The sequence below is a fragment of the Chryseobacterium taeanense genome, assembly GCF_900099685.1.
Classification (GTDB): domain Bacteria; phylum Bacteroidota; class Bacteroidia; order Flavobacteriales; family Weeksellaceae; genus Chryseobacterium; species Chryseobacterium taeanense.
Window position 1 is genome coordinate 195,486 of record NZ_FNDW01000002.1, and the last position, 20,524, is coordinate 216,009.

The window sequence follows — 20,524 nt, forward strand, 5'->3', positions numbered from 1 at the left end:
AAAAAGTGGTTAAAGATACCTATTTTACGGATAAAATCTTAATCTGAGACATTAAACTTATCATGAAAATAGTACTTTGTATTAAAAATTAAGAAGCTGAGTAATTAAATTCAAAAAAGTTTATGGGGTTTTGTATAAAGCATTGAATTAAATAAGATCTAAACTCAAAAACTACAGCTTCTCTAATGTTACAATGATTTAAGGTTTCAAATCTTTAAATTCTGTATCGGCAGCAAATACATGCTGAACTTTCTCTACCGTGATTTCTTTAGGAACTGAAAAATCAATTGTCTGTCTGATATCCAGAGAAGAGGCTCCTATAGAAATTTTGTAATTTCCTGGTTCGGCAATCCATGCGCTTTTTGATGGTACGAATGATGCAAGATCTTTTGGTTCTAAAGTCAGAGTAATAGTTTGTGATTCTCCCGGCTTTAAATCTTTGGTTTTAGCATACGCTTTCAGCTCAGATGTTGGCTTGTCAATACTTTTGTTGGGTGCGGAAAGGTATAATTCTACCACTTCTTTTCCGTTTACTTTTCCGGTATTTTTAACATCAACACTAACTTCCAGCTTATTATTAAAAGTTTTTGAATTTGTTTTAATATTGGAATAAGCAAAATCGGTGTAAGATTTTCCATAACCGAATTCATACGAAGGTTTTACTCCAAATGTATTGAAATAACGGTATCCGACGTAAATGCCTTCCTGATAGGTCACATCTTTCGGATTATCAGCAGGTACCCCCGGGAAATTCTTTGCTGAAGCATGATCTGTGTAGTTCACCGGGAAAGTCATCGTCAGTTTTCCGGAAGGATTTACTTTACCTGAAACCACATCTGCCACGGAATGCCCACCTTCCTGACCCGGTTGCCATGCCAGTAAAATAGCATCTGCCTTATCCTTCCATGAAGCAGTTTCTATAACGCCACCAATATTTAAAATAACAACAACTTTTTTCCCTTTAGCATGGAATGCTTTGGAGATCTTGTCCAGCATTTCGATTTCTTCTGTTGCGAGATTAAAATCATTATCAACAACTCTGTCTCCACCTTCCCCGGAATTTCTTCCCAGCGTAACGAATGCAATCTCGGAAGTTTCAGCTTTTTTAGCATAGAAAGCATCGTCTAATTTCATTTCAGGAAGTCTTTCGGGCAAAGCTAGAATTCCTCTTGCTTTTCTCCGTTCTTTTTCGGCGGCAACCTCTTTTTCAGCGTGAGGTTTGTATAGATCGACTAATTCTTTGTCTAATTTGTAACCGGCAGCATTTAAACCTTCCAGAAGAGAAACGGTATGTTTGTTATTCACGCTTCCGCTTCCTGTTCCTCCGGTAATCCATGCATAGGAAGTTACCCCGAATAATGAAACTTCTTTTTGTTTATCGGCAAAAGGCAAAGCATTATTTTCATTTTTAAGTAAAACCATTCCTTCTGTCGCGGCATTTCTTGTAACTGCAGCATGGTCGTTCAGATTTGGCTTGTCGCTGTATTTATATTGTGTGAAAGTCGGTGTCTTAAAAATGTATTCTAAAATTCTTTTTACATTTAAATCAGCCACCTGCTGTGACAGTTTACCTGAATTAAGAGCTTCCAGCAATACTTTTTTCTGTGCAGGAATTCCCGGCATTAAAAGGTCATTCCCGGCATTCATCTGTTTTACAACATCAGAAATTCCACCACTCCGGATAGATTCAAATCCCGGGAAACCTCCGAACCAGTCGGTCATCACAATTCCTTTGAAGCCCCATTCATTTCTTAGGACTTGAGTTAATAAATCTTTTGAATCTGATGTATAAACCCCATTCACTTTGTTATAAGATGACATTACTGTCCAGGGTTGGGATTCTTTAACGGCGATTTCGAAATTTCTCAGGTATAATTCTCTCATTGCCCTTTCTGAAACGTGGGCGTTGATCGTCAAACGATTCGTTTCTTCATTATTTGCAGCAAAATGTTTGATGGAAGTTCCTACACCCTGAGATTGAATTCCATTAACGATTGCCGCGGCAGTTTTCCCTGAAATTAAAGGATCTTCGCTATAATACTCAAAGTTTCTTCCGTTAAGAGGATTTCTGTGGATATTAAGGGCTGGGGCGAGCAATACATCAACGCCGTATTCCTTTACTTCATTTCCCATGGCTTTTCCTACCTGCTCAAGAAGCGTTTTGTTCCATGTCGAAGCCAAAGCGGTCCCTACCGGGAATGCAGTAGCATAATAAGTTTTGGAATCATTTGCTCTGGTCGGTGCAATTCTAAGTCCTGCAGGCCCGTCTGCTACTACCGTTGCCGGAATTCCGAATCTTGTCAATTCCGCAGTTCCTCCCGCAGCACCGGGAACAAGTCCTTGCTTAGAATCTCCTACAGGCCCGGTAAGGACTTCAATTCCAGGCATTCCTGTTCCTACCAACAGATCGACCTTTTCTGCATTGGTCATTTGTTTTATAATCGCATCAATCCTTTTATCGTCTGAAAGTCTTGTATCTTCCCAAACATCAAGCTTTCCGTTTTTGTTGAGGTCTTTAAATATTTTTCCGTTAACCGTTATTGTCGGATTATTCTGGGCTTTGGCAAGAGGTGAGGCTGCTAATAAAGCAAGGAACAATCCTGTGTATTTTGCTTTCTGAGAAAGTGTTATTAATGTTGATATATTCTTCTTCATAATTCTTTTTTTTATTGATTACATTCTAAAATCACGGCAACAAACTGTTCAGATATAGTCATTGCCGCAAAAAAAGAAACTATATATTAAAATTGATTTTGTTGTTTAATTTTAACCACAAAAGTTTTGTTGACTTTATGATTAGTAGCTCTCGCAAATCTTGCAAATTTTGCAGATGAATAATCTGCTTAATCTTTTATATCTGCGGAAATAAAAACTATAAGAACTTGTGGAATTTCAACCAATCCAGATAGATATCCGACCATTTATCAACCGGTAAATTCTGTTTTGCCATTCCGAAGCCGTGGCCTCCTTTTTCATAAATGTGCAGTTCTACCGGTTGCCTCGCTTGTAGCCATTTACTGTAAAGCAAAACTGATTTTGGAGCGAGCTTCAGCTGGTCATCGCTGGCTGCACAGATAAACAGCGGTAGCGTAGTGTTCGGTATTTCTGTATTTAAAATTTCTTCACTTGGTCCTCCGTAAATGGAAGCGGCAAAGTTGGGTAACGTGGAAGCATCTTTGCTGTGAAGCACACTTTCCAAAATAACACTCGCTCCGGCAGAAAAGCCGATAACGCCCAGTTTTTCTGTATTAATATTTAATTCTTTTGCATGGGTTCTAATGTAAGAAATTGCAGTTTTGATGTCTTCACCAGCCATTACTTTGATCGGTGCTGTTTTTGCGTCAAAAGCTTTTCTGTCTTTGATGTTTTCCATCATTTCGCGAGCCGGGTCACCAGTTTTGGTTTCAAGCAAACGATATTTTAAAACGACTGCTGTAATTCCTTTTTCCTGAAGAATTTTTGCTAAATCTCTTCCTTCTTTATTAATAGAAAGACTTTGAAAACCACCTCCGGGAGCGATAACAATTACAGTTCCGTTGGCTTTTGCCTTTGGTGCTTCGAATATTTCTATTGCGGGAGCGGCAACGTTGTAAACCAAATGGGTTTTGAATAAATCAGAATCCATTTCTTTTTCAGAATACGTCCAGTTTTCTGAGCCTGGTGCTTTTCCTTGGTATAATGGAATTGATTTTTGAGCATTGATGGTATTTAATCCGAAAAGGAAGATACTTGCTAGGATTAATTTTTTCATTTTGATTTGATTTTAAATTTTAACGCAAAGAGCACTAAGATTTTTTTGATATTGTTATGCAAATTTTTCGTTCGCAAAGGCGTTTCACTCAGCGAAGGCCGCACTAAACTGACAGTATTGACAAACATTGTGTTGATTTTAAAGTCAATTTTAACAGCGAATCTCACGCAGTCCGACTTGAGCGGAAATAGCTGTCCAAATACTTATTTTATTTAAACAATAACGGCACAAACTCGTTCAGATATGTTCTCCAGTTGCTCCATGTGTGACCGCCTTCGGATTCTATGTATTCATATTTGAAATTCATTTTGTCGAGCTTCTGACGGTAATCTGATACATTTTTGTACAGAAAATCTGTTTTCCCGATTCCGATCCAATACAGTTTGTATGAATTGTTCTGCTGGGTTTTCAATTTTTGGTCTAAATTCTGGTAAACCGGACTTTTCTTTTCATCTGGCGGAAGAATGGCCGGGGAAAATAAACCTACATAATCGAATGTTTTCGGTTGATTAGCGGAAATGTACAGTGAATGAAAACCACCCATTGAAAGTCCTGCAATTGCCCGATTTTTAGCATCGGCTTTTGTGCGGTAGTTTGCTTCGGTAAAATCCATGATTTCTTTAAAGTACGTTTCCATATCTCCACTGAAAATATCAGGAGTTCTCATATCGATTTTATAAAAACCTTTCGAAGATTCTCCGGGTGCAGCGGAATTGCTGGTGTGACCATTTGGCATTACGACGATCATCGGTTTTGCTTTTCCCTGAGCAATAAGATTATCCAAAATCTGGGAAGCTCTTCCTAACGTCATCCATGCTTCTTCGTCGCCGCCCATTCCATGCAATAAGTATAAAACAGGATATTTTTCTTTGGAATTTTCATAACCCGGAGGTGTGTAAACCGTTAATCTTCTGTCTTCTTTCAGTCCGTTTGATTTGTACCATCTTTTGGAAACTGTTCCGTGAGGGACATTGTGAACCTGATAGTTTTCAGATTCTTTGCCGTCAACCAAAAACATACTCATCACCGAAGATACATCACGAACCTGATAAGCATTATTCGGATCATTAGCCTTCACGCCATCCACAATAAATGAATAGGTGTAGATATCGGCGCTCAGATCATTTTTTGAAAATGACCAGATTCCGTCCTGATCTTTCTGTAGTTCAACAGTTCCTGCTTCCCAACCTTTTCCCGGCATCCAGTTTCCCTGAAGTTTTACCGTCTTGGCTTCGGGAGCCAGTAATCGGAATGTTACATTCTTGCCGTTAATTTCAGGAGAAACAATTACTTTCTTTCCACTGAAATCAAGGTTTTCCTGTGCGAACATTAATGAACCCAGCATTAATGAATAGATTGTGTATCTGATTTTCATATTAAATTCTATTTTTTAAAATTTTAAACATTAAGAAATTAAGTTTTAAATAATAAGTTGCTTAATGTATCTTAATAAAAATCAATGTATTGATTTCTTAATTTTTCATCGTTAATATTTTTCTTAAAGCCTTAATGTTGAATTTTTAAGAATAACTCCGTTTATTTTGATTAAGAAAAATAAGTTTGAATCAGAAAAACCGGACAAAAAATGCCCGGTTTTAGACATCAATTACGAATCAATTTATGATGAATCATTTTTTATACTTCTCTGTTCTGGCATCTTTGATTACACCGGACCAGTTCATTCCGTATCCGAAATCATAGTTATGACCTTCAGAATCTTTATGAGTTTCCATGTCGTAAGGAACATCTTCTTTCTGCTTTTCAATAGTCACCATATTTGCAGGCATCTGAAGAGGAAGCAGTCCAGAAGGCTCGTATTTTCCTGTAACAATGTCTAAAACGGCCTGATTTGAAACATTAAAATTCATTAAAATTGCATCAGCATGTTTTTCAAATTCATTGAAAATCATCGGTTTTGAGGCCGTTACAGAAACAATAACAGGTTTTCCGTTCATTGCTTTGTAAGTGTTCTGGATTGTTAATAAATCTGTGAAATTGGTTGCTGTTGAGGTTTTATTTTTATAGGTTCTGTCGTGTACATTTGGGGCAACGACTGGATCGCCGGCTGCAATGCTTTTCTCACGAGCCTCTGTTGCGGTATAAGTCTGGTACTGAAGCGAGATCGGCAGATACCCGTTTCCGCCCTCTGCGGCATCAATATCGCTGTAACCGCCTTCTTCACTGTGTGGGCTTTTCACGAAAACCAATGCAAAATCTGCTTTTGAGGGGTCTTCAGTGACATTATAATGTTTCTTTACTTTTTCAATGTCAATAGGATAATCTAAAGACGGAGCGGTGTAAATTCCCCACCAGTTGAACGTTGCCGGAGAATATCTTTTCGGAATGTAAACCGTTTTTCTTTCTTTAATCGGAAGAATGTTGGCTTTGTTTTTCAGCATCACGATGGATTTTACCTGAGCTTCATAACCCGCTTTCATAAATTCAGGATTTCCAACGATTTTCTTGGTTTCTTCAATGTTGACGTATGGATTTTCAAACAATCCGGTTCTGAAGAAATTTCTCAGCAAACGAACCGCAGACTGCTCAAATTTAGCACGATACGCTTTTTCGCCGTGTTCTTTTACGCCCATCTGATAGGCTTCCAAAACAGGCCCTTTATCATTATTTCCTCCAAATTGGTCAACTCCGGCTTCCAACACCTTATAATGGCGTTCCGCAATGGAAAGTTTTTCAGCGCCCCAAGGTTTTCCGGCAAATCCGCCTGGCGTTTTTGGTTCGTCAGCTGTAATCAACCAGTCGGTACAGACTACACCGTCATATTTATATTTTCCACGAAGTAAATCTGTGATTAAATATTTACTGTATCCGTTTCCGACATTTTCTCCGTTTTTGGTATCCTGGTTAAAGCTAATTGTGTAATATGGCATTACCGCAGCAGCTTCTTTCGTTCCTCCATTAAGTTTAAATGCTCCTTCTGTAAAAGGTTTTACGTGGTTTTGAAAATTATTTCCAGGATAAACCGCAAATTTTCCCATCGCCCAGTGACCATCACGACCGCCTTCTTCAGGTCCGCCTCCCGGCCAGTGTTTTACCATTGCATTTACGCTTTTGTTTCCCCAACCGTTTTTGCTCCCGGTTGTTGTCTGGAAACCGTCAATATAGCCTCTGGCCATGTCTGCTGTCAATTCTGGACTTTCAGAAAAAACATAAGCAATTCTGTACCAACGAGGTTCTGTTCCTAAGTCGATTTGAGGTGATAAAGCCGTTGAAATTCCTAATGCTCTGTATTCCTGAGCGGCTATATTTCCGAATTTTTTAACTAATTCCGGGTCAAAAGTTGCGCCCATTGCTAAACCGTCCGGCCAAAGAGAGATTTGTCCGCCAGCACCTTCATTAAATTCCGCCGTTACCGTTGCTGAATGTCTCGGGTCTGTACTGTTATTAGCTGGAATTCCCAATCCCAAACCTTCAATATAAGCTTGAATATTATTGCTCCATTGTGCTGCAATTGCAGGAGATTCAACCGTCGTTACCAAAACGTGACGAAGATTGTCTTCCTTTAAAAATTTCTTTTGCTGGTCTGTTAAATCAGAGGCTTTTGCACCGCTTTCCTTATAAAATTTCCCGTTATATTTTCCTGCTCTAATGCCATCTGGTGGCGCCGGAACCGATTGGTGACCGCTATAAAGCATCAAGCCTGCAATCTGTTCGATAGACATTTTTGAAGCTAAATCTTTTGCACGCTCATCAACAGGAAGTCTCCAATCTTCATATTTGTCGAGTTTTCCGTTTTTGTTTAAATCTTTGAATTTATTTCCGCCAATCGTAAGGATTTTTACGCCTGAATCTGCGGAATATCCTAAAACCGGGCCTTTTGAATTCGTAACCGTCTGAATATTCTGTGAAAATGCTGTTATTCCTAAAAATAATGCGGCAACATTTAAAACCGTTCTTTTCATTGTTTTACATTTTAGAAATTAAAGTTTACTGATAGCTGACCTGTTAAAGGCATAATGTAGGTTCCTGTCAACAGTTTTCCGTAGTAAGGGCTTGCATCGGTAATGAGTTCAGCACCGTTGATGGTTCCACTTGCTCCTCTTTGATTGAGGAAGTTGATAACCGTTGCGCCAACATTGATGTTTTTGTTAACTGTATAACTCACACCTCCGAAAGTTTCCCATCTTGGAGCAAAGTACAAGGCATTCGTAAGGTTCGCATATTGTTTTGAGAAATATCTGAAACTCGCCCAAAATCTCCATTTGTCAATGGTATAGCTAGGATCGATTTCCATCAAAACTTTAGCAACACCTAACACATTATTGTCGCTGTAATTGTAATCTTTTCCGAAAGCATTGAAATTAAATTTTTTATACACCGGATTTTGGAACGTCACTAAGTAATGTAAATTAAATCCTTTGAAAGGTTTCAACACGAAATCGGTTGTCCATCCCAACGTTTGAATATCGTAATAAACCGTTGTCGTTTGAGCCTGAGAGCTATTCGCCGGGTTTACAAGGTTGTATCTGTTCAGGTTGTTGTTCTTTTTAAGATAAGTCGCCTGAGAAATCAGCTGAATCCAGTTGGTGTTCCAGAAGACTCCGAATGCTCCCAACGGGCTTTTAATTTTATTGGTATTTGGTTCGAAAGCCTGAGAATAACTTTCCAGTCTTCTGTTTTCTTCTGTGTATAAGAAGTTGGCTAAAACTCCGAAGTTTTTGGTAATGTTATAAGTCGCGTTTAAACTTCCTGCAATCTGGAAGAAACTTTGGCTGATATGATCGAACTGCGCAGGATCTGTAAAATTAAAACCAACCGTTCTTGGTGTCAAAGAATATTCTCCGTCAAGGATGTGGTTTCTCAAATGTAAGCCGTAGCTTAGATTAAAGTTATCGCTAACTTTCCACTCATCCGTTCCATAGACTGAAAGTTTGTTTTCTGTTCCGCTATGGTATTCTCCACCTGCATTGTAGTTGTAGAATCCGTCAGCATCCGTATTTGGACCAATCAGTCTCTGAGGCTGTGGTTCAACAGTCTGGAAGAAGAAAGTACGATCGGATGTGAATTTGTTAACGTGATAATATTGTTCCAATACTCCGAATGTCACATTATGATTTCCAAGCTGTTTATTTAAAGAAAAACGACCGGCAACGCTGGTAATTGGAGTTTCCGGAGTGTACATTCCCAGAATTGTTCCTACCTGTCCTGAATAAGGCTGACCAGTGGAAGCTAAAGTATATCCTGCTGAAGAATCTGCATTGAAAATACTTAAAGGAATCATATTTGCCATTTTCACCTTGGAAAAATGCGCTCTTGTGGAGAATTTAAAATTCCAGCCGTTGTCTAAAAGATAATTACCAAAAATGTCGATATTATGCGATTTTGACCTGTTATCATTTCCACTCATTGAGCGCCATGAATATTCACCGGTAAGAATATCTTTTACTTTCATCAGTCCGTCTCTCACCACATAAGAATCTCTACCAATTTTGAAATTATCCAGCTCGGTTACTTTTCCTTCTGCACCATATTGGAAAACGGCATAATTGGTAATGCTGTAAGAATCTGCATATTTGTATAAAAGAGAGATTTTACCTTTATCATTATTAAAATATTTGGTAATACCTGCTCTGAAAATTTTGGTTTCATCGGCATTTCTGGCAAAGCCTAATTTGTATGTACTCGGGTCAAAGTTGGTAAAAGCACCTACGGTATAAGTCCAGCCGTTTTTTGAAATCGGTCCGGAAGCATTTACGTCACCTTGCAGCCAACCAAAAGTACTCGTTGTTAATTTTCCTTTTAGCTTAAAATCCTTTGTTCCCGTTTGAGAATAAGAATTCACTGCAAATCCCAAGTCACCCATTGTGTTGGCTAATTGGTCCATTTTCAAAAGTCCTGTTTTTTCCAGGCCTACACTTTGTCTCCATGTTTTGTTGGGAAGCTCCGGCCAGAAGAAATAGACTGCCGGAAGGTCGTTTTCAAGAATTGTGATTCCACCCACTGTTGATGGCAAACCGATATTTACGTCTCTCGGACTTGTATTGTTGGCTGCATTCAACATTACGTTTCTGTTGTTGTCTTCTTTTGACGAAGTGGTAACGGTTTTTACGCCTTCTTCATTTTTAACCACTGCTTTTACTGCTGTTTTCACTGAAGCACTGTCGGTTTCCTGTCCAAAAACGGTTGTGAAGGAAAGCACCAATGCCAATGCTGAAATCTTAAGAGTTGATTTTTTCATTGCTTAGTTTTCTAAATTTTATATAGTTGTTATCGTACATGTTTAAAGGCATAGCTTATCCTGCATCCAAAAAATGTATGGATGAAACTTTATTTCAGCACCGGGTTGTTTTTAAAGCCGGTTTTCCTCAGCATCAGGTTTCTCGAAATGGGTCAGCAGCTTTTGCTTGTACTGATCTGCTTTCGATTCAGTGTAAAAGACGTTTGTCTTTTCGATTCATTTCTTTATTCCAAGAAATTGTAATCGTCGAAGCAATTTCGTTCAGATTAGTGTTTAAATTCATTGCTTCCTCATGAAGCAATACAATACTACATTCTTTTGTCCAATTATCCAAAAAAAATGTTAATAAAATTTAATAATTAGATTTAATAATTTGATAATTAGTGTTTTGTATTTTTATTTTTAAAATCATTTTTAATGTTTCTTATTGAAACAATGGCTATGATTAACCAAATTTTTCCCCAAAAACGATCACAATATGTCCCTTTTTAAGTTTTTTCAAAATTTTTACTAGATTTGTTTAAATAAAATTCTCCCTAATTTTTCCAAATGGATTCCAAACAAAAGATTTTAGACAAGTCGAATGAACATAAAGAGTTTTTCTTACCCCATCTTTCTGCAGATCCTGTTATTTTCGGATTTGATCAGAATGAGTTGAAGGTTCTGCTTCTTAAAATGAATTACCGTAAACAATGGCTTTTACCCGGCGGGTACATCCGCAAAGATGAAGATCTTGATGAAGCGGTGGTAAGAATTTTAAAAGAAAGGGCCGGAATTACCGATGTTTACCTTGAAGAATTCGGTGTTTTTGGAAAAAAGAACAGGAGCGAGTTTTATTTCGAAGATTTTGATGAAACGCTCTTTCACAAACAAAGATTTGTTACAATAGGCTATTATGCGCTTTATAATCCGGACCGTTTTAAACTCATTGCGGATGAATACAGTGAAACCTGCGAATGGATCTATCTGAGCGAACTGTCTGAGATAGAACTGGCAATGGATCACAGAGATATTATTGAAAAAGCTTTATTGACATTACGAGAAAAGATTTCGCATAAGCCGATAGGATATAATTTATTGCCTGAAAAATTCACACTTTCTGAGCTTCAGAAATTATATGAAGTGATACTAGGAAAAGAGCTTAACAGAGGAAATTTCTACCGAAAAATTAAAAATCTTGGGATTCTGAAAAAATTGGATGAAAGACGAAAAGGAGGCGCGCATAAAGCACCAGATCTGTATTCATTTGATGAAGAAAATTATGCAAAAGCGCTGGAAAACGGATTAAGCAGCTGGTAATTTCATGAAGACAAGTGCCGGAATTCTATTATTTAAAAGAGAAGAAGGAAATTTCTTTTACTTTCTTGTGCATCCCGGAGGTCCTTTCTGGAAAAATAAAGATCTGGGAGCGTGGTCTATACCTAAAGGAGAAGTTTCTGAAGGTGAAAATTTGTTGGAACGAGCCAAAATAGAATTCGAGGAAGAGACAGGAAAAGGTGTTGATGGAGATTTTATTGAACTAAAACCCATCAGACAAAAAGCAGGAAAAACTGTTTTTGCATGGGCTGTGGAGGGAGATATTGAAACTTATGATATGAAAAGCAATGTCATAACGATAGACTGGCCACCAAAATCTGGCAAGACAATAGAGATTCCTGAACTAAACCGTTGGGAATGGTTTTCTTCTGATGAGGCAAAAAAAAGAATAAATCCCGCACAGGCAGGATTTATTTTGCAATTGGAAGAACTTCTTTCGGCTCAAAAATAATTTTATCGATCGTTTTCTTCTTTTTTAAAGCTAACGACTTCATAGTTTTCGTCTGAGCAGTATTGTTGACAGCTTTCATCATTGAAGGATTCCGGAGATTTCAGAAAATCTTCAATAAATTTGGCGCTTTCATCGGTTTTGGATGGAGTTATAATCACATGAAAAAGGTTTAATACAGATTCATCAGCATTTTTCAGTGATTCTTTTTTATGTTGCAGAGCTTCTTTAAAATTCATAATAAAATATTTAAGTTTTTTGGCTAATGAATAAATTATGCCATCCTAAATAATCATTAATAATGAGTAAATCTTTGTGGTATTGATTTTAAGAATGAATTCATCGATGGCTTAATTTTAGATGCAGGTTTTCACACTCAAACTAATTAAATTTAATACAATAAACATGTGTTATGAGCCAATTAAATCTGTTCGATGCGAGTGAATATTACAGGTTTCCTGAAGAACTGCTGGAATATACTGAAGATTTTTTAAGTGATAAAGAAGCATCTGAGCTTAAGGAAAAACTTCTTCTTGTAACACCCTGGAAGCAGAATACGCAGAAAATGTACGACAAAACGGTACTAACTCCGCGTTTAACGGCATGGTATGGCGACAGTAGCAAAATGTATAATTTGGGAAATAATGATTTTACCGTGAATGAATGGTCGCCGGAATTACTTGCGTTGAAAGAAAAAATTGAAACATATTCGGAGTATAAATTTAATTCTGTCCTGCTCAATTTGTATCGCGACGGAAATGATTCGGTAGCATGGCATCGGGATAAGGATAGTGAATTGGAAGAAAGGCCTGCAATTGCCTCGTTAAGCCTGGGGCAAGTGAGAAATTTTGATTTCAGAAAAGTTGATAACCATCAGCAAAAATACAGTCTTGCTTTGGGACATGGCTCACTGTTGATTATGAAAGGTGATTTGCAGAAAGGTTGGGAACACCGTATTGCAAAATCATCCAGGCTAATGAAGCCCCGGATCAATCTTACGTTTAGATTTATTAAGGAAATATCATGAAAAGAATTATTTTTTTAATTAAATGATATCGGCAATGTAATTTGGCAAAGAAATTGTCTATTGATACACAAAGCATTAAAACATCAGCTATGAATATTTCTTATTACGATTTTAAAAATATGCCTAATCAGGATCAATTCAGTTTAGTGATGAATGAAGGACGTATTATGAATGAAAGAACCGTTAATACGCTTAGATATGTTCTCTATGAAATTTCGCATTTTACCGTTGAAATGATTTATAATACCCAGAAAAATAAAGTGGAAGGGATTAACGTATTTCAAAATAAAGGAGCGTATTCAGTTTAATTACTATTAACAAATCAACATATACATGAGCAGCTTTTGGCTGCTTTTTTTATTGCATTAAAATTAATATTCAGAGGAATTTATTATCCATATAATTAATTTAGAAGGCAATTTTATGAAATTAATATGTAATTATTATTAAAAACAAAAAATCCTCAGAAAACTGAGGATAAAAACTAATAACCATGAAAACTCAAATTAAACATGAGTACTAGAATACATTAAAATATTATGCCAAATGATTTTCTTCAACGAAATTTTTAGTATTGTTTAACATAATTTAAGAAAAAATAATAATCTGATTAATTTGAAAAGGAAACAATTTTATCCAGAGTAAACTTTTACTTAATATTCAGATACTTTTATTTTATAATTTGAACATTAATCATGAAAATTTTAATTGTTTATGGCATAATAATAGGTGGTTTATAGACAACTAACCAAACCAATCACAAAATGGAATCTAATAAAGAAATTCAACAAAGCCTTAGAGGGAAAACAGTGGTCATTACCGGAGGAAGCAGTGGAGTAGGCAGAGCAGCAGCAGAAGCCTTCGCTTTAGAGGGGTGTAATATCGTTGTAGCAGCAAGAGGAAAGGAAGCGCTGGACGAGACGATGTCTTTATGCAGAGATTTGGGAGTCGCTGCCTTAGGAGTACCGACGGATGTCTCTGTGGCTGCTGATGTGCAGAATCTTGCCAACAAAGCATTACAATTCAACGGAAGAATAGACATATGGCTCAATAATGCAGGGGTAATGGCAAGTGGAAAATTTGAAGAAATACCGATGGATATTAACGAGCAGGTTATAAAAACCAATCTTTTCGGATATATGCATGGCGCTTATAGTGTTTTACCTGTTTTTAAAAGGCAGAATGAAGGAATATTAATTAATAATGTTTCAATCGGAGGTTTTATGCCGGCACCTTACAGTGCGGTGTATTCTTCTACAAAATTCGGAATCCGTGGTATGATGGAATGTCTTCATGGTGAAATTTCTGATTTTCCAAATGTACATATCTGCAATCTTTATCCCCAAATCCAACGTTCTACGGGTAATATGCACTCTGCAAAATTTTCAGGACTGGATTTTAAAATTCCGCCATTTGCTTCAGATCCCAGAGATACGGCAGCTAAATTTGTAGAATTGGCAAAAAATCCCCAAAAGGAAATGTTTCCGGATATTACTTCGAGAATTCTCACCGGATTATATGGACTGTTCCCCAAACCGATTATCAATACAGCTTCGGCATGGATGAGACTTATGATGAAACTAAAAAATGCACCCTCCGATTCAGGAAATGTTTTGGAACCTTCTTCAGAACCACACAGAATTTACGGTGAAACAATATTGCCGGTGCCATCAAAGAAAACACGTTTAGCGCTTATGGCAGGGCTTGGTCTCGGGCTTGCATTTATGTTTCTTAAAGTAAAATCTTCAAGCAAGGAGTAAAAAAAATAATTTAAAGTTTTATAACAAATAAAAATTAATTCGGATAGACAGTAGATTTATCCGATTTTTTTATCAAAAAGCCTCAATAATTTGATTTTAAAAATAATGTGTTAAATTAACGTGTTATTGTATGCATAATTAATATTAAACTGGTATTTTTGCACTAGTGAATGAGTTGATGGGAATTTAGGCATAAAATTATTTTAATCAATATCGAAATGATCAAAAAGCCTTTACACAATTTCCATATTCCCGTAATGGGATTAGCGTACACCATAGACAGCCCTGTTCGTGTAGCGCAATACGGTATTTCATCCGTAGTGTCTATAATTGATGATGAGATTATAGAAAAAATGAAAAATTTTTACAGTACTAAATTCAACCTGAATTATGCAAGTATTTCTACAAGGGTTGAAGATTACCGTGCCAAAAGGATCACCGCTTATCTTGATATGCTGGATGACATCGTTAATGAAAAATTTGAAGCCTTTAAAGAAGAAATCTCAAAAAATAAAACGGCTCTGATGAATTTTGTGGAAATGCTTCCCAACACATCAGAACTTACAGCAGGTTTACAGAATCTTCTAAACCAAAAAGAAGGAATTGCCTCATCGATAAAAAGCTTTGTCGAAAAACATCTTTCCCCAGGAAGTATCGATGTCAATATCATGACAAAAGTCGATAAGGATAATTTTAAAAATCATCATCAGCTGCCAACAATGTATAATGATGCTCATGCCTCGCTGCGCGGATTTGCGAAAAGCAGGCTCTCATCATCAATGGTTCTTTCTGCAGGAATGAATCCACGTTTATACAGCTATATTGAAGAATTTGATGACTTCTATCCGGATGAAAACGGAAATATTAAAAAGAAAATCATTCTTAAAGTCAGCGATTTCCGTTCGGCGATGGTTCAGGGGAATTTTTTAGCCAAAAAAGGACTTTGGGTTTCAGAATACAGGATAGAATCAGGATTAAATTGTGGAGGACATGCTTTTGCTACGGAAGGGCTTTTGCTTGGGCCAATTCTTGAAGAGTTTAAACAGAAAAAGCATGAGCTTGTAGAATCTGCACATGTGATGATGAATAAAATTCTCGAACAGAAAGGAAGATGTACTGTAAACGAACTACTGGAAATGAAAATAACCGTACAGGGTGGAGTAGGAACTGCCGAAGAACATGAATTCCTTTTAAAGACTTATGATGTTGACAGTATCGGTTGGGGATCACCTTTTCTGCTTGTTCCTGAAGCAACATCTATGGACAACGAAACCAGACAGCTTCTCACACAGGCAAAAGAAAATGATTTTTACATCAGTAATCTTTCGCCGCTTGGTGTTCCGTTTAATACCGTTAAAGGATCTTCCAATGAGGTTCTCAGACATGAAAAACAGGCCAGACACCGTTATGGAAGTTCCTGCCCCAAAAAGCTTCTTGCTTTAAGTAAAGAATATTCGCCGGAGGGAACTTGTACAGCATCAAAAAAATATCAGGATTTGAAACTCCATGAACTGGAGTCTGAAAGACAGGAAATATCACCAGAAATCTATCAAAAGAAAAAAGAAAATATCACTGAAAAAGCCTGTCTTTGTGTAGGGTTGGTAAATGCTGCCTACATTGAAAACGGGATTGAAATAAAAGGTGAAAAACAAGGGGTTGTTGTTTGTCCCGGGCCAAACCTGGCGTATTTCGATAAGGAAATTTCATTATCCGAAATGGTAAAGCATATTTATGGAAAAACAAATGTTATTTCCCATAAAGCCAGGCCAAATATGTTTATTAACGAGATGAAAATGTACATCGATCATCTAAAGAATGACATTAATAATTTCACGGGAAGCATCACGGCAGGTCAGATTAAAAAATGGAAAAATTTCAAAGAAAACCTGTTGAGTGGAATTAATTATTACGAAAATCTTTTGGTAATTTCTGATTATTTCAAAGCAGATTTGAATATCAGATGTCATTTACAACACTATAAATTAATAGTATCCCAAATTATAATCCCTGAAAATTAAAATAATACAAGCCTTCATATACATTTGAGGGTTTGTATTTCATTCATTTTTAAAGGTTGATAATGGACTATTAAAAATGTTTTGGCAATATTAAAATTTTTTTTATATTTGCACCACTGAAAACGACGATATCATCGGAGTTTAAGGAGAGTTGGCAGAGTGGTCGATTGCGGCAGTCTTGAAAACTGTTGACTGTAACAGGTCCGGGGGTTCGAATCCCTCACTCTCCGCCAGTTGGGAAACCAAAATAAGCTAAAACGCTGTAAACATCAATGTTTACAGCGTTTTTTGTTTTAGTGCAGTATCAAAAAAAACCAAAATAGGTCACGATTTATATGACCTATTTCGTGTCCCATTCAAAAAATTACAAAAATGGGTCACGAAAAATCAAGGAAAACCCGATCAATAGGTAAACGATATTGAGTGAAGTATAACTTATGATTTAAAATTAGTTTTATAAAATTATAAATGTAAGATTACAGAATTTAAATTTAATTTTGAAAGGTGATACTGTAATTTAGATTTTTCGGTATTGGCATTAGAAATATTGATTCTTTGAAATAATTTTTTGAAAAATGTCCTCATTCCGGAAAATCAATCGTCATTAGAATGAACTTTAAATTTTTATAAAATGAAAGAATTTGTTTTAATTTTCAGAAACAGCGAAAACGGCGGTGCTAAGCCATCCCCTGAGCAAATGCAGAAATTATTAACCGACTGGATGGATTGGATGGGCAGCATCGCTGCACAGGATAAACTGGCGGATAAAGGTAATCGCCTTTCTATGAGCGAAAGCAAAACCGTAAAACCAGGTAATATTATCACAGATGGTCCTTATACGGAGGTTAAAGAATTTATTAACGGTTACATTATTGTGAGAACAGAAACCATTGATAAAGCTGTTGAGATTGCATCTGCTTGTCCGATTCTCAACATCGGAGGTAATGTGGAAGTGAGAAAAGTGGTAACGCCAGATGACCATAGCTAACGGACAAAACAATAGGCTTTTGCAGCATCTTTTTCGACAGGAATATGCTAAAATGACGGCCGTTTTGTGCCGTCATTTCGGCCTACAACATATTGAAGTTGCAGAAGATGTAGCCAGTGAAACTTTTTTGAAGGCCACGGAATACTGGATGCAGAAAGGTATTCCGGAAAATCCTGTGGGATGGTTGTACACAGTTGCCAAAAATAAAGCAAAAGACCATCTCAGACGGAACTCGATTTTTGAATCTAAGATAAAGAACCATCTTTCTTCCGAAAAGTCTGATATTGAGCTGGATTTCACAGAAAAAATAATAGAAGACAGTCAGTTGGCGATGATTTTTGCGGTTTGTAATATCTCTCATTCTGAAGAAACGCAGATTTGCCTGGCGCTACAGATTCTTTGTGGTTTCAGTGTGCAGGAAATTGCGGATGCATTTCTTTCTAAACCTGAAACGATAAAAAAACGTCTTCAACGTGGCAGAAATAAGCTTCGTGAAGAGAAATTTCAGATATGTAGAGTAGATAAAGAAGTAATAGAAAACGGACTTTCAATGGTTCTGAAAACATTGTATCTTTTCTTTAACGAAGGTTATTTTTCCAGATCAAATAATGAAATGATAAGAAAAGAACTTTGTTCAGAGGCGCTTCGATTGACTTTGGAACTTACAAAGAATTCATTTACCAATATTCCTGAGACCAACGCATTGATTGCCTTGATGTGTTTTCAGAGTTCGCGTCTGGAGGCTAGGATCAATATTAATGGAGAAGCCGTTCTTTTTGAAGAACAAGACAAAGGTCTTTGGGACAGTTTTCTTATTGAAAAAGGTAATTTGTATCTGATTAAAGCTTTTGAAGAAAGAGAAAAATCTAAATATCATTTTGAAGCGGCTATTGCGTATTGGCACATTTCAGCAGCCGATGAAAACTTGAAATGGACATCCATTCTACAGCTTTACAATCAGTTGCTCATTAAAGAATATTCTCCCTTAGCTGCATTGAACAGAGCCTTTGCTTTCGCAAAAGTATATGGTTGTGCAATGGGTATTTCCGAAACGGAAAAGCTTAACCTTAACGATGGAATCAATTATCACAGCCTGCTCGGATATTTGTACGAGAAAGAAAATATAAAAACATCATTGGCGCATTATCACGAAGCTTTTAAACTTTCAAAATCAAAGATTGAAAAACAGACTTTGAAAAGGAAAATTTCAGAATTGGGAGGAAGTTGATTATTAAGTTCACTGCCGAAAATTTTCATTTTGGCTACTTTCGTTATCAAATCAAAAAATACTTGATTAAGTTCTGTCCAGTCCAAATAAGAATGTGTGATTAATCCGGCTGAATAATAACAAATCGAACCAAAGGAAACTCTTTTTTTATATTTTCGCGAATACGCTGAACAGCCATAGTAATTTCTTCTGTATCCAGATGATCTTGAAAGTCTATAATAAGCATCAATACGATCTCTTCAGGTGATTGATAGGTGGATAATATATTTTTAGTTCTTAGTACTGCGGTATCCTGTTCGGCTAATTTTGCGATTTTTTCTCTTGTATCAGGCGATATTCCTTCCCCCATTAGTAAGCTTCTGCTTTCCCGAGCCAGAATTAAGGACACAAAAACAAGTATTAATCCCACGAGTATAGACGCAATTCCATCCAATTCCGGAATTTGAAAAGAATAGCTTATACTCATCAAAATCATGACAATAATCAAACCCGCTACTGCCGCACCATCTTCAAAGACAACAAGGAAGCTGGAAGGATCTTTACTCTTGATAATAGAATCCCACCATCCTGCACCGTTACGCGTTTTATTAAATTCTTTTAAGGATATAAGCAAAGATGTTCCCTCAAAAATTAGAGAAAGAACCAATACTATATAATTCCAGAATGGATTTTTCATCACTTCTGGTTCGATAATGTGTAAAATTCCCTGATAAATTGATAGGGCACCACCTAAACCAAAAATGAGAATAGAAACGATAAAAGACCAGAAATACAATTCTTTACCATATCCGAAAGGGTGCGATTCGTCTGGCGCTTTTTTACTTCTTTTTATTCCGTACAGAAGTAGCAGCTGGTTGGTGGAGTCAACGGTTGAGTGTATGCCTTCCGAGATCATTGATGAGCTGTTTGTAAATGCTCCTGCTATAAACTTTGTTACAGCTATCAGCAGATTAGCAGCAAGTGCACTGTAAATTGATTTACGATTGTTGGCCATTTAATTCTAGTATAAATATGAAAAAGAAGAATGAATTTTTAATACAATTTACCATTTTCAGTATGATTTGAATATTGTAAATAATATTTTATAAAATCACTATGATTACAAATTATTAAAAAAATAGGCTATAAGAAAGATACTGATACATACAATAAGAACCGTTACGGTTAGTATTAAAGAATTGTTTCCGACAAAAATGTTTTCCGTGATCTTTTTTTGAGTCTTTCTGTAATTAAGATAGGATAAAATAAGGATCACAACTCCTGTAGCAACAAGGATAAGACCTGTAAGATCGGAGTATTCTTTCTGTGAGTGAATGATATGCTTTTCTGCATTAAGCAGTGAAATCTGTTTTAGAAATACGGAAAATTTCACCAGTATAAATCCGAAACCCATTAATGCTACTGATGTCCTTAGCCAGGCAAGAAATGTGCGCTCATTAGCGAGATGGTCGCTTGTCTTATTTTTTTTCATTATTCATAATCCTATTCACGTTAGTCTAAAATTCAGTGATGCAATATGAATGCAAACCATAATCCAACATCAGAATTTTTAATAGATAATTTATGATTTTCTGACGGCTAAGTTTAAAGATCAGGCAAAATTCAAATCAAATTTTAAATAGTTATTGATATTATGATTATTTGTAGAATAATTTTCAAAATTTCAGATTATCTCATTATAGATTCTACAGGCATGGTAATTGTATAAAAAAGATTATTGGATTTTTAGACCATATTATTCCGATTGAGGATTTAAGTAAAATTAAAACATGAATAATGGCCTGATATTTA

16 protein-coding genes and 1 tRNA gene are annotated in these 20,524 nt (G+C 36.4%); 9 read left to right on the forward strand and 8 right to left on the reverse strand.

The annotated features are described in order from the left end of the window. Positions 1-198 precede the first annotated feature (198 nt). The 5 genes from BLR30_RS03915 to BLR30_RS03935 form a co-directional block, all read right to left on the reverse strand. Complete coding sequence (locus tag BLR30_RS03915) at positions 199-2,655, reverse strand: glycoside hydrolase family 3 N-terminal domain-containing protein (RefSeq protein WP_089855072.1); 2,457 nt, start codon at positions 2,653-2,655, stop codon at positions 199-201. Between the two features lie 217 nt (positions 2,656-2,872). Next, positions 2,873-3,751, reverse strand: coding sequence for an alpha/beta hydrolase (locus BLR30_RS03920; protein ID WP_089855076.1), 879 nt, complete (start codon positions 3,749-3,751; stop codon positions 2,873-2,875). 208 nt (positions 3,752-3,959) lie between these two features. Next, positions 3,960-5,126 (reverse strand): esterase, encoded by a 1,167-nt coding sequence (locus BLR30_RS03925; RefSeq protein WP_089855079.1) that lies wholly within the window; start codon positions 5,124-5,126, stop codon positions 3,960-3,962. A gap of 253 nt (positions 5,127-5,379) precedes the next feature. Beyond that, a complete protein-coding gene (locus tag BLR30_RS03930; RefSeq protein ID WP_089855082.1) occupies positions 5,380-7,671 on the reverse strand; it encodes a glycoside hydrolase family 3 protein in 2,292 nt (763 codons plus the stop codon). Between the two features lie 11 nt (positions 7,672-7,682). Next, on the reverse strand, positions 7,683-9,947 hold the full coding sequence (locus BLR30_RS03935; RefSeq protein WP_089855085.1) for a TonB-dependent receptor: 2,265 nt from the start codon (positions 9,945-9,947) through the stop codon (positions 7,683-7,685). 549 nt (positions 9,948-10,496) lie between these two features. Between BLR30_RS03935 and BLR30_RS03945 the strand changes: the two genes are divergently transcribed. Next, positions 10,497-11,246: an NUDIX hydrolase gene (locus BLR30_RS03945; protein ID WP_089855090.1), complete on the forward strand. Its 750-nt coding sequence runs from the start codon at positions 10,497-10,499 to the stop codon at positions 11,244-11,246. Between the two features lie 4 nt (positions 11,247-11,250). Beyond that, entirely contained in the window at positions 11,251-11,715 is a 465-nt protein-coding gene (locus tag BLR30_RS03950; RefSeq protein WP_089855093.1) for an NUDIX hydrolase, read from the forward strand. A gap of 2 nt (positions 11,716-11,717) precedes the next feature. Here BLR30_RS03950 and BLR30_RS03955 read toward each other — a convergent pair whose 3' ends face one another. Next, positions 11,718-11,951 (reverse strand): hypothetical protein, encoded by a 234-nt coding sequence (locus BLR30_RS03955; RefSeq protein ID WP_089855096.1) that lies wholly within the window; start codon positions 11,949-11,951, stop codon positions 11,718-11,720. 173 nt (positions 11,952-12,124) lie between these two features. On the opposite strand from BLR30_RS03955, the gene BLR30_RS03960 reads away from it, so the two are divergent. From BLR30_RS03960 to BLR30_RS03990, 7 genes are all read left to right on the forward strand, one after another. Next, positions 12,125-12,739 (forward strand): alpha-ketoglutarate-dependent dioxygenase AlkB family protein, encoded by a 615-nt coding sequence (locus BLR30_RS03960; protein WP_089855099.1) that lies wholly within the window; start codon positions 12,125-12,127, stop codon positions 12,737-12,739. Between the two features lie 89 nt (positions 12,740-12,828). Next, positions 12,829-13,047 carry a hypothetical protein gene (locus BLR30_RS03965; RefSeq protein ID WP_139164583.1) on the forward strand — a complete coding sequence of 73 codons (219 nt, stop codon included), beginning with the start codon at positions 12,829-12,831 and terminating at the stop codon, positions 13,045-13,047. Positions 13,048-13,503: 456 nt separating this feature from the next. Then, positions 13,504-14,499, forward strand: coding sequence for an SDR family oxidoreductase (locus BLR30_RS03970; protein ID WP_089855105.1), 996 nt, complete (start codon positions 13,504-13,506; stop codon positions 14,497-14,499). A gap of 218 nt (positions 14,500-14,717) precedes the next feature. Further along, positions 14,718-16,517 (forward strand): hypothetical protein, encoded by a 1,800-nt coding sequence (locus tag BLR30_RS03975; protein WP_089855108.1) that lies wholly within the window; start codon positions 14,718-14,720, stop codon positions 16,515-16,517. 145 nt (positions 16,518-16,662) lie between these two features. Then, positions 16,663-16,750 (forward strand) — tRNA-Ser (locus BLR30_RS03980). A gap of 398 nt (positions 16,751-17,148) precedes the next feature. After that, on the forward strand, positions 17,149-17,505 hold the full coding sequence (locus BLR30_RS03985) for a YciI family protein (RefSeq protein ID WP_089855111.1): 357 nt from the start codon (positions 17,149-17,151) through the stop codon (positions 17,503-17,505). Beyond that, a complete protein-coding gene (locus BLR30_RS03990; RefSeq protein WP_089855114.1) occupies positions 17,492-18,733 on the forward strand; it encodes an RNA polymerase sigma factor in 1,242 nt (413 codons plus the stop codon). The genes BLR30_RS03985 and BLR30_RS03990 overlap by 14 nt, the downstream gene beginning before the upstream one ends. A gap of 100 nt (positions 18,734-18,833) precedes the next feature. On the opposite strand, the gene BLR30_RS03995 is transcribed toward BLR30_RS03990, so the two are convergent. Further along, positions 18,834-19,727 carry a cation diffusion facilitator family transporter gene (locus tag BLR30_RS03995; RefSeq protein ID WP_089855117.1) on the reverse strand — a complete coding sequence of 298 codons (894 nt, stop codon included), beginning with the start codon at positions 19,725-19,727 and terminating at the stop codon, positions 18,834-18,836. Positions 19,728-19,832: 105 nt separating this feature from the next. After that, on the reverse strand, positions 19,833-20,204 hold the full coding sequence (locus BLR30_RS04000; protein WP_089855120.1) for a YidH family protein: 372 nt from the start codon (positions 20,202-20,204) through the stop codon (positions 19,833-19,835). Positions 20,205-20,524 lie beyond the last annotated feature (320 nt).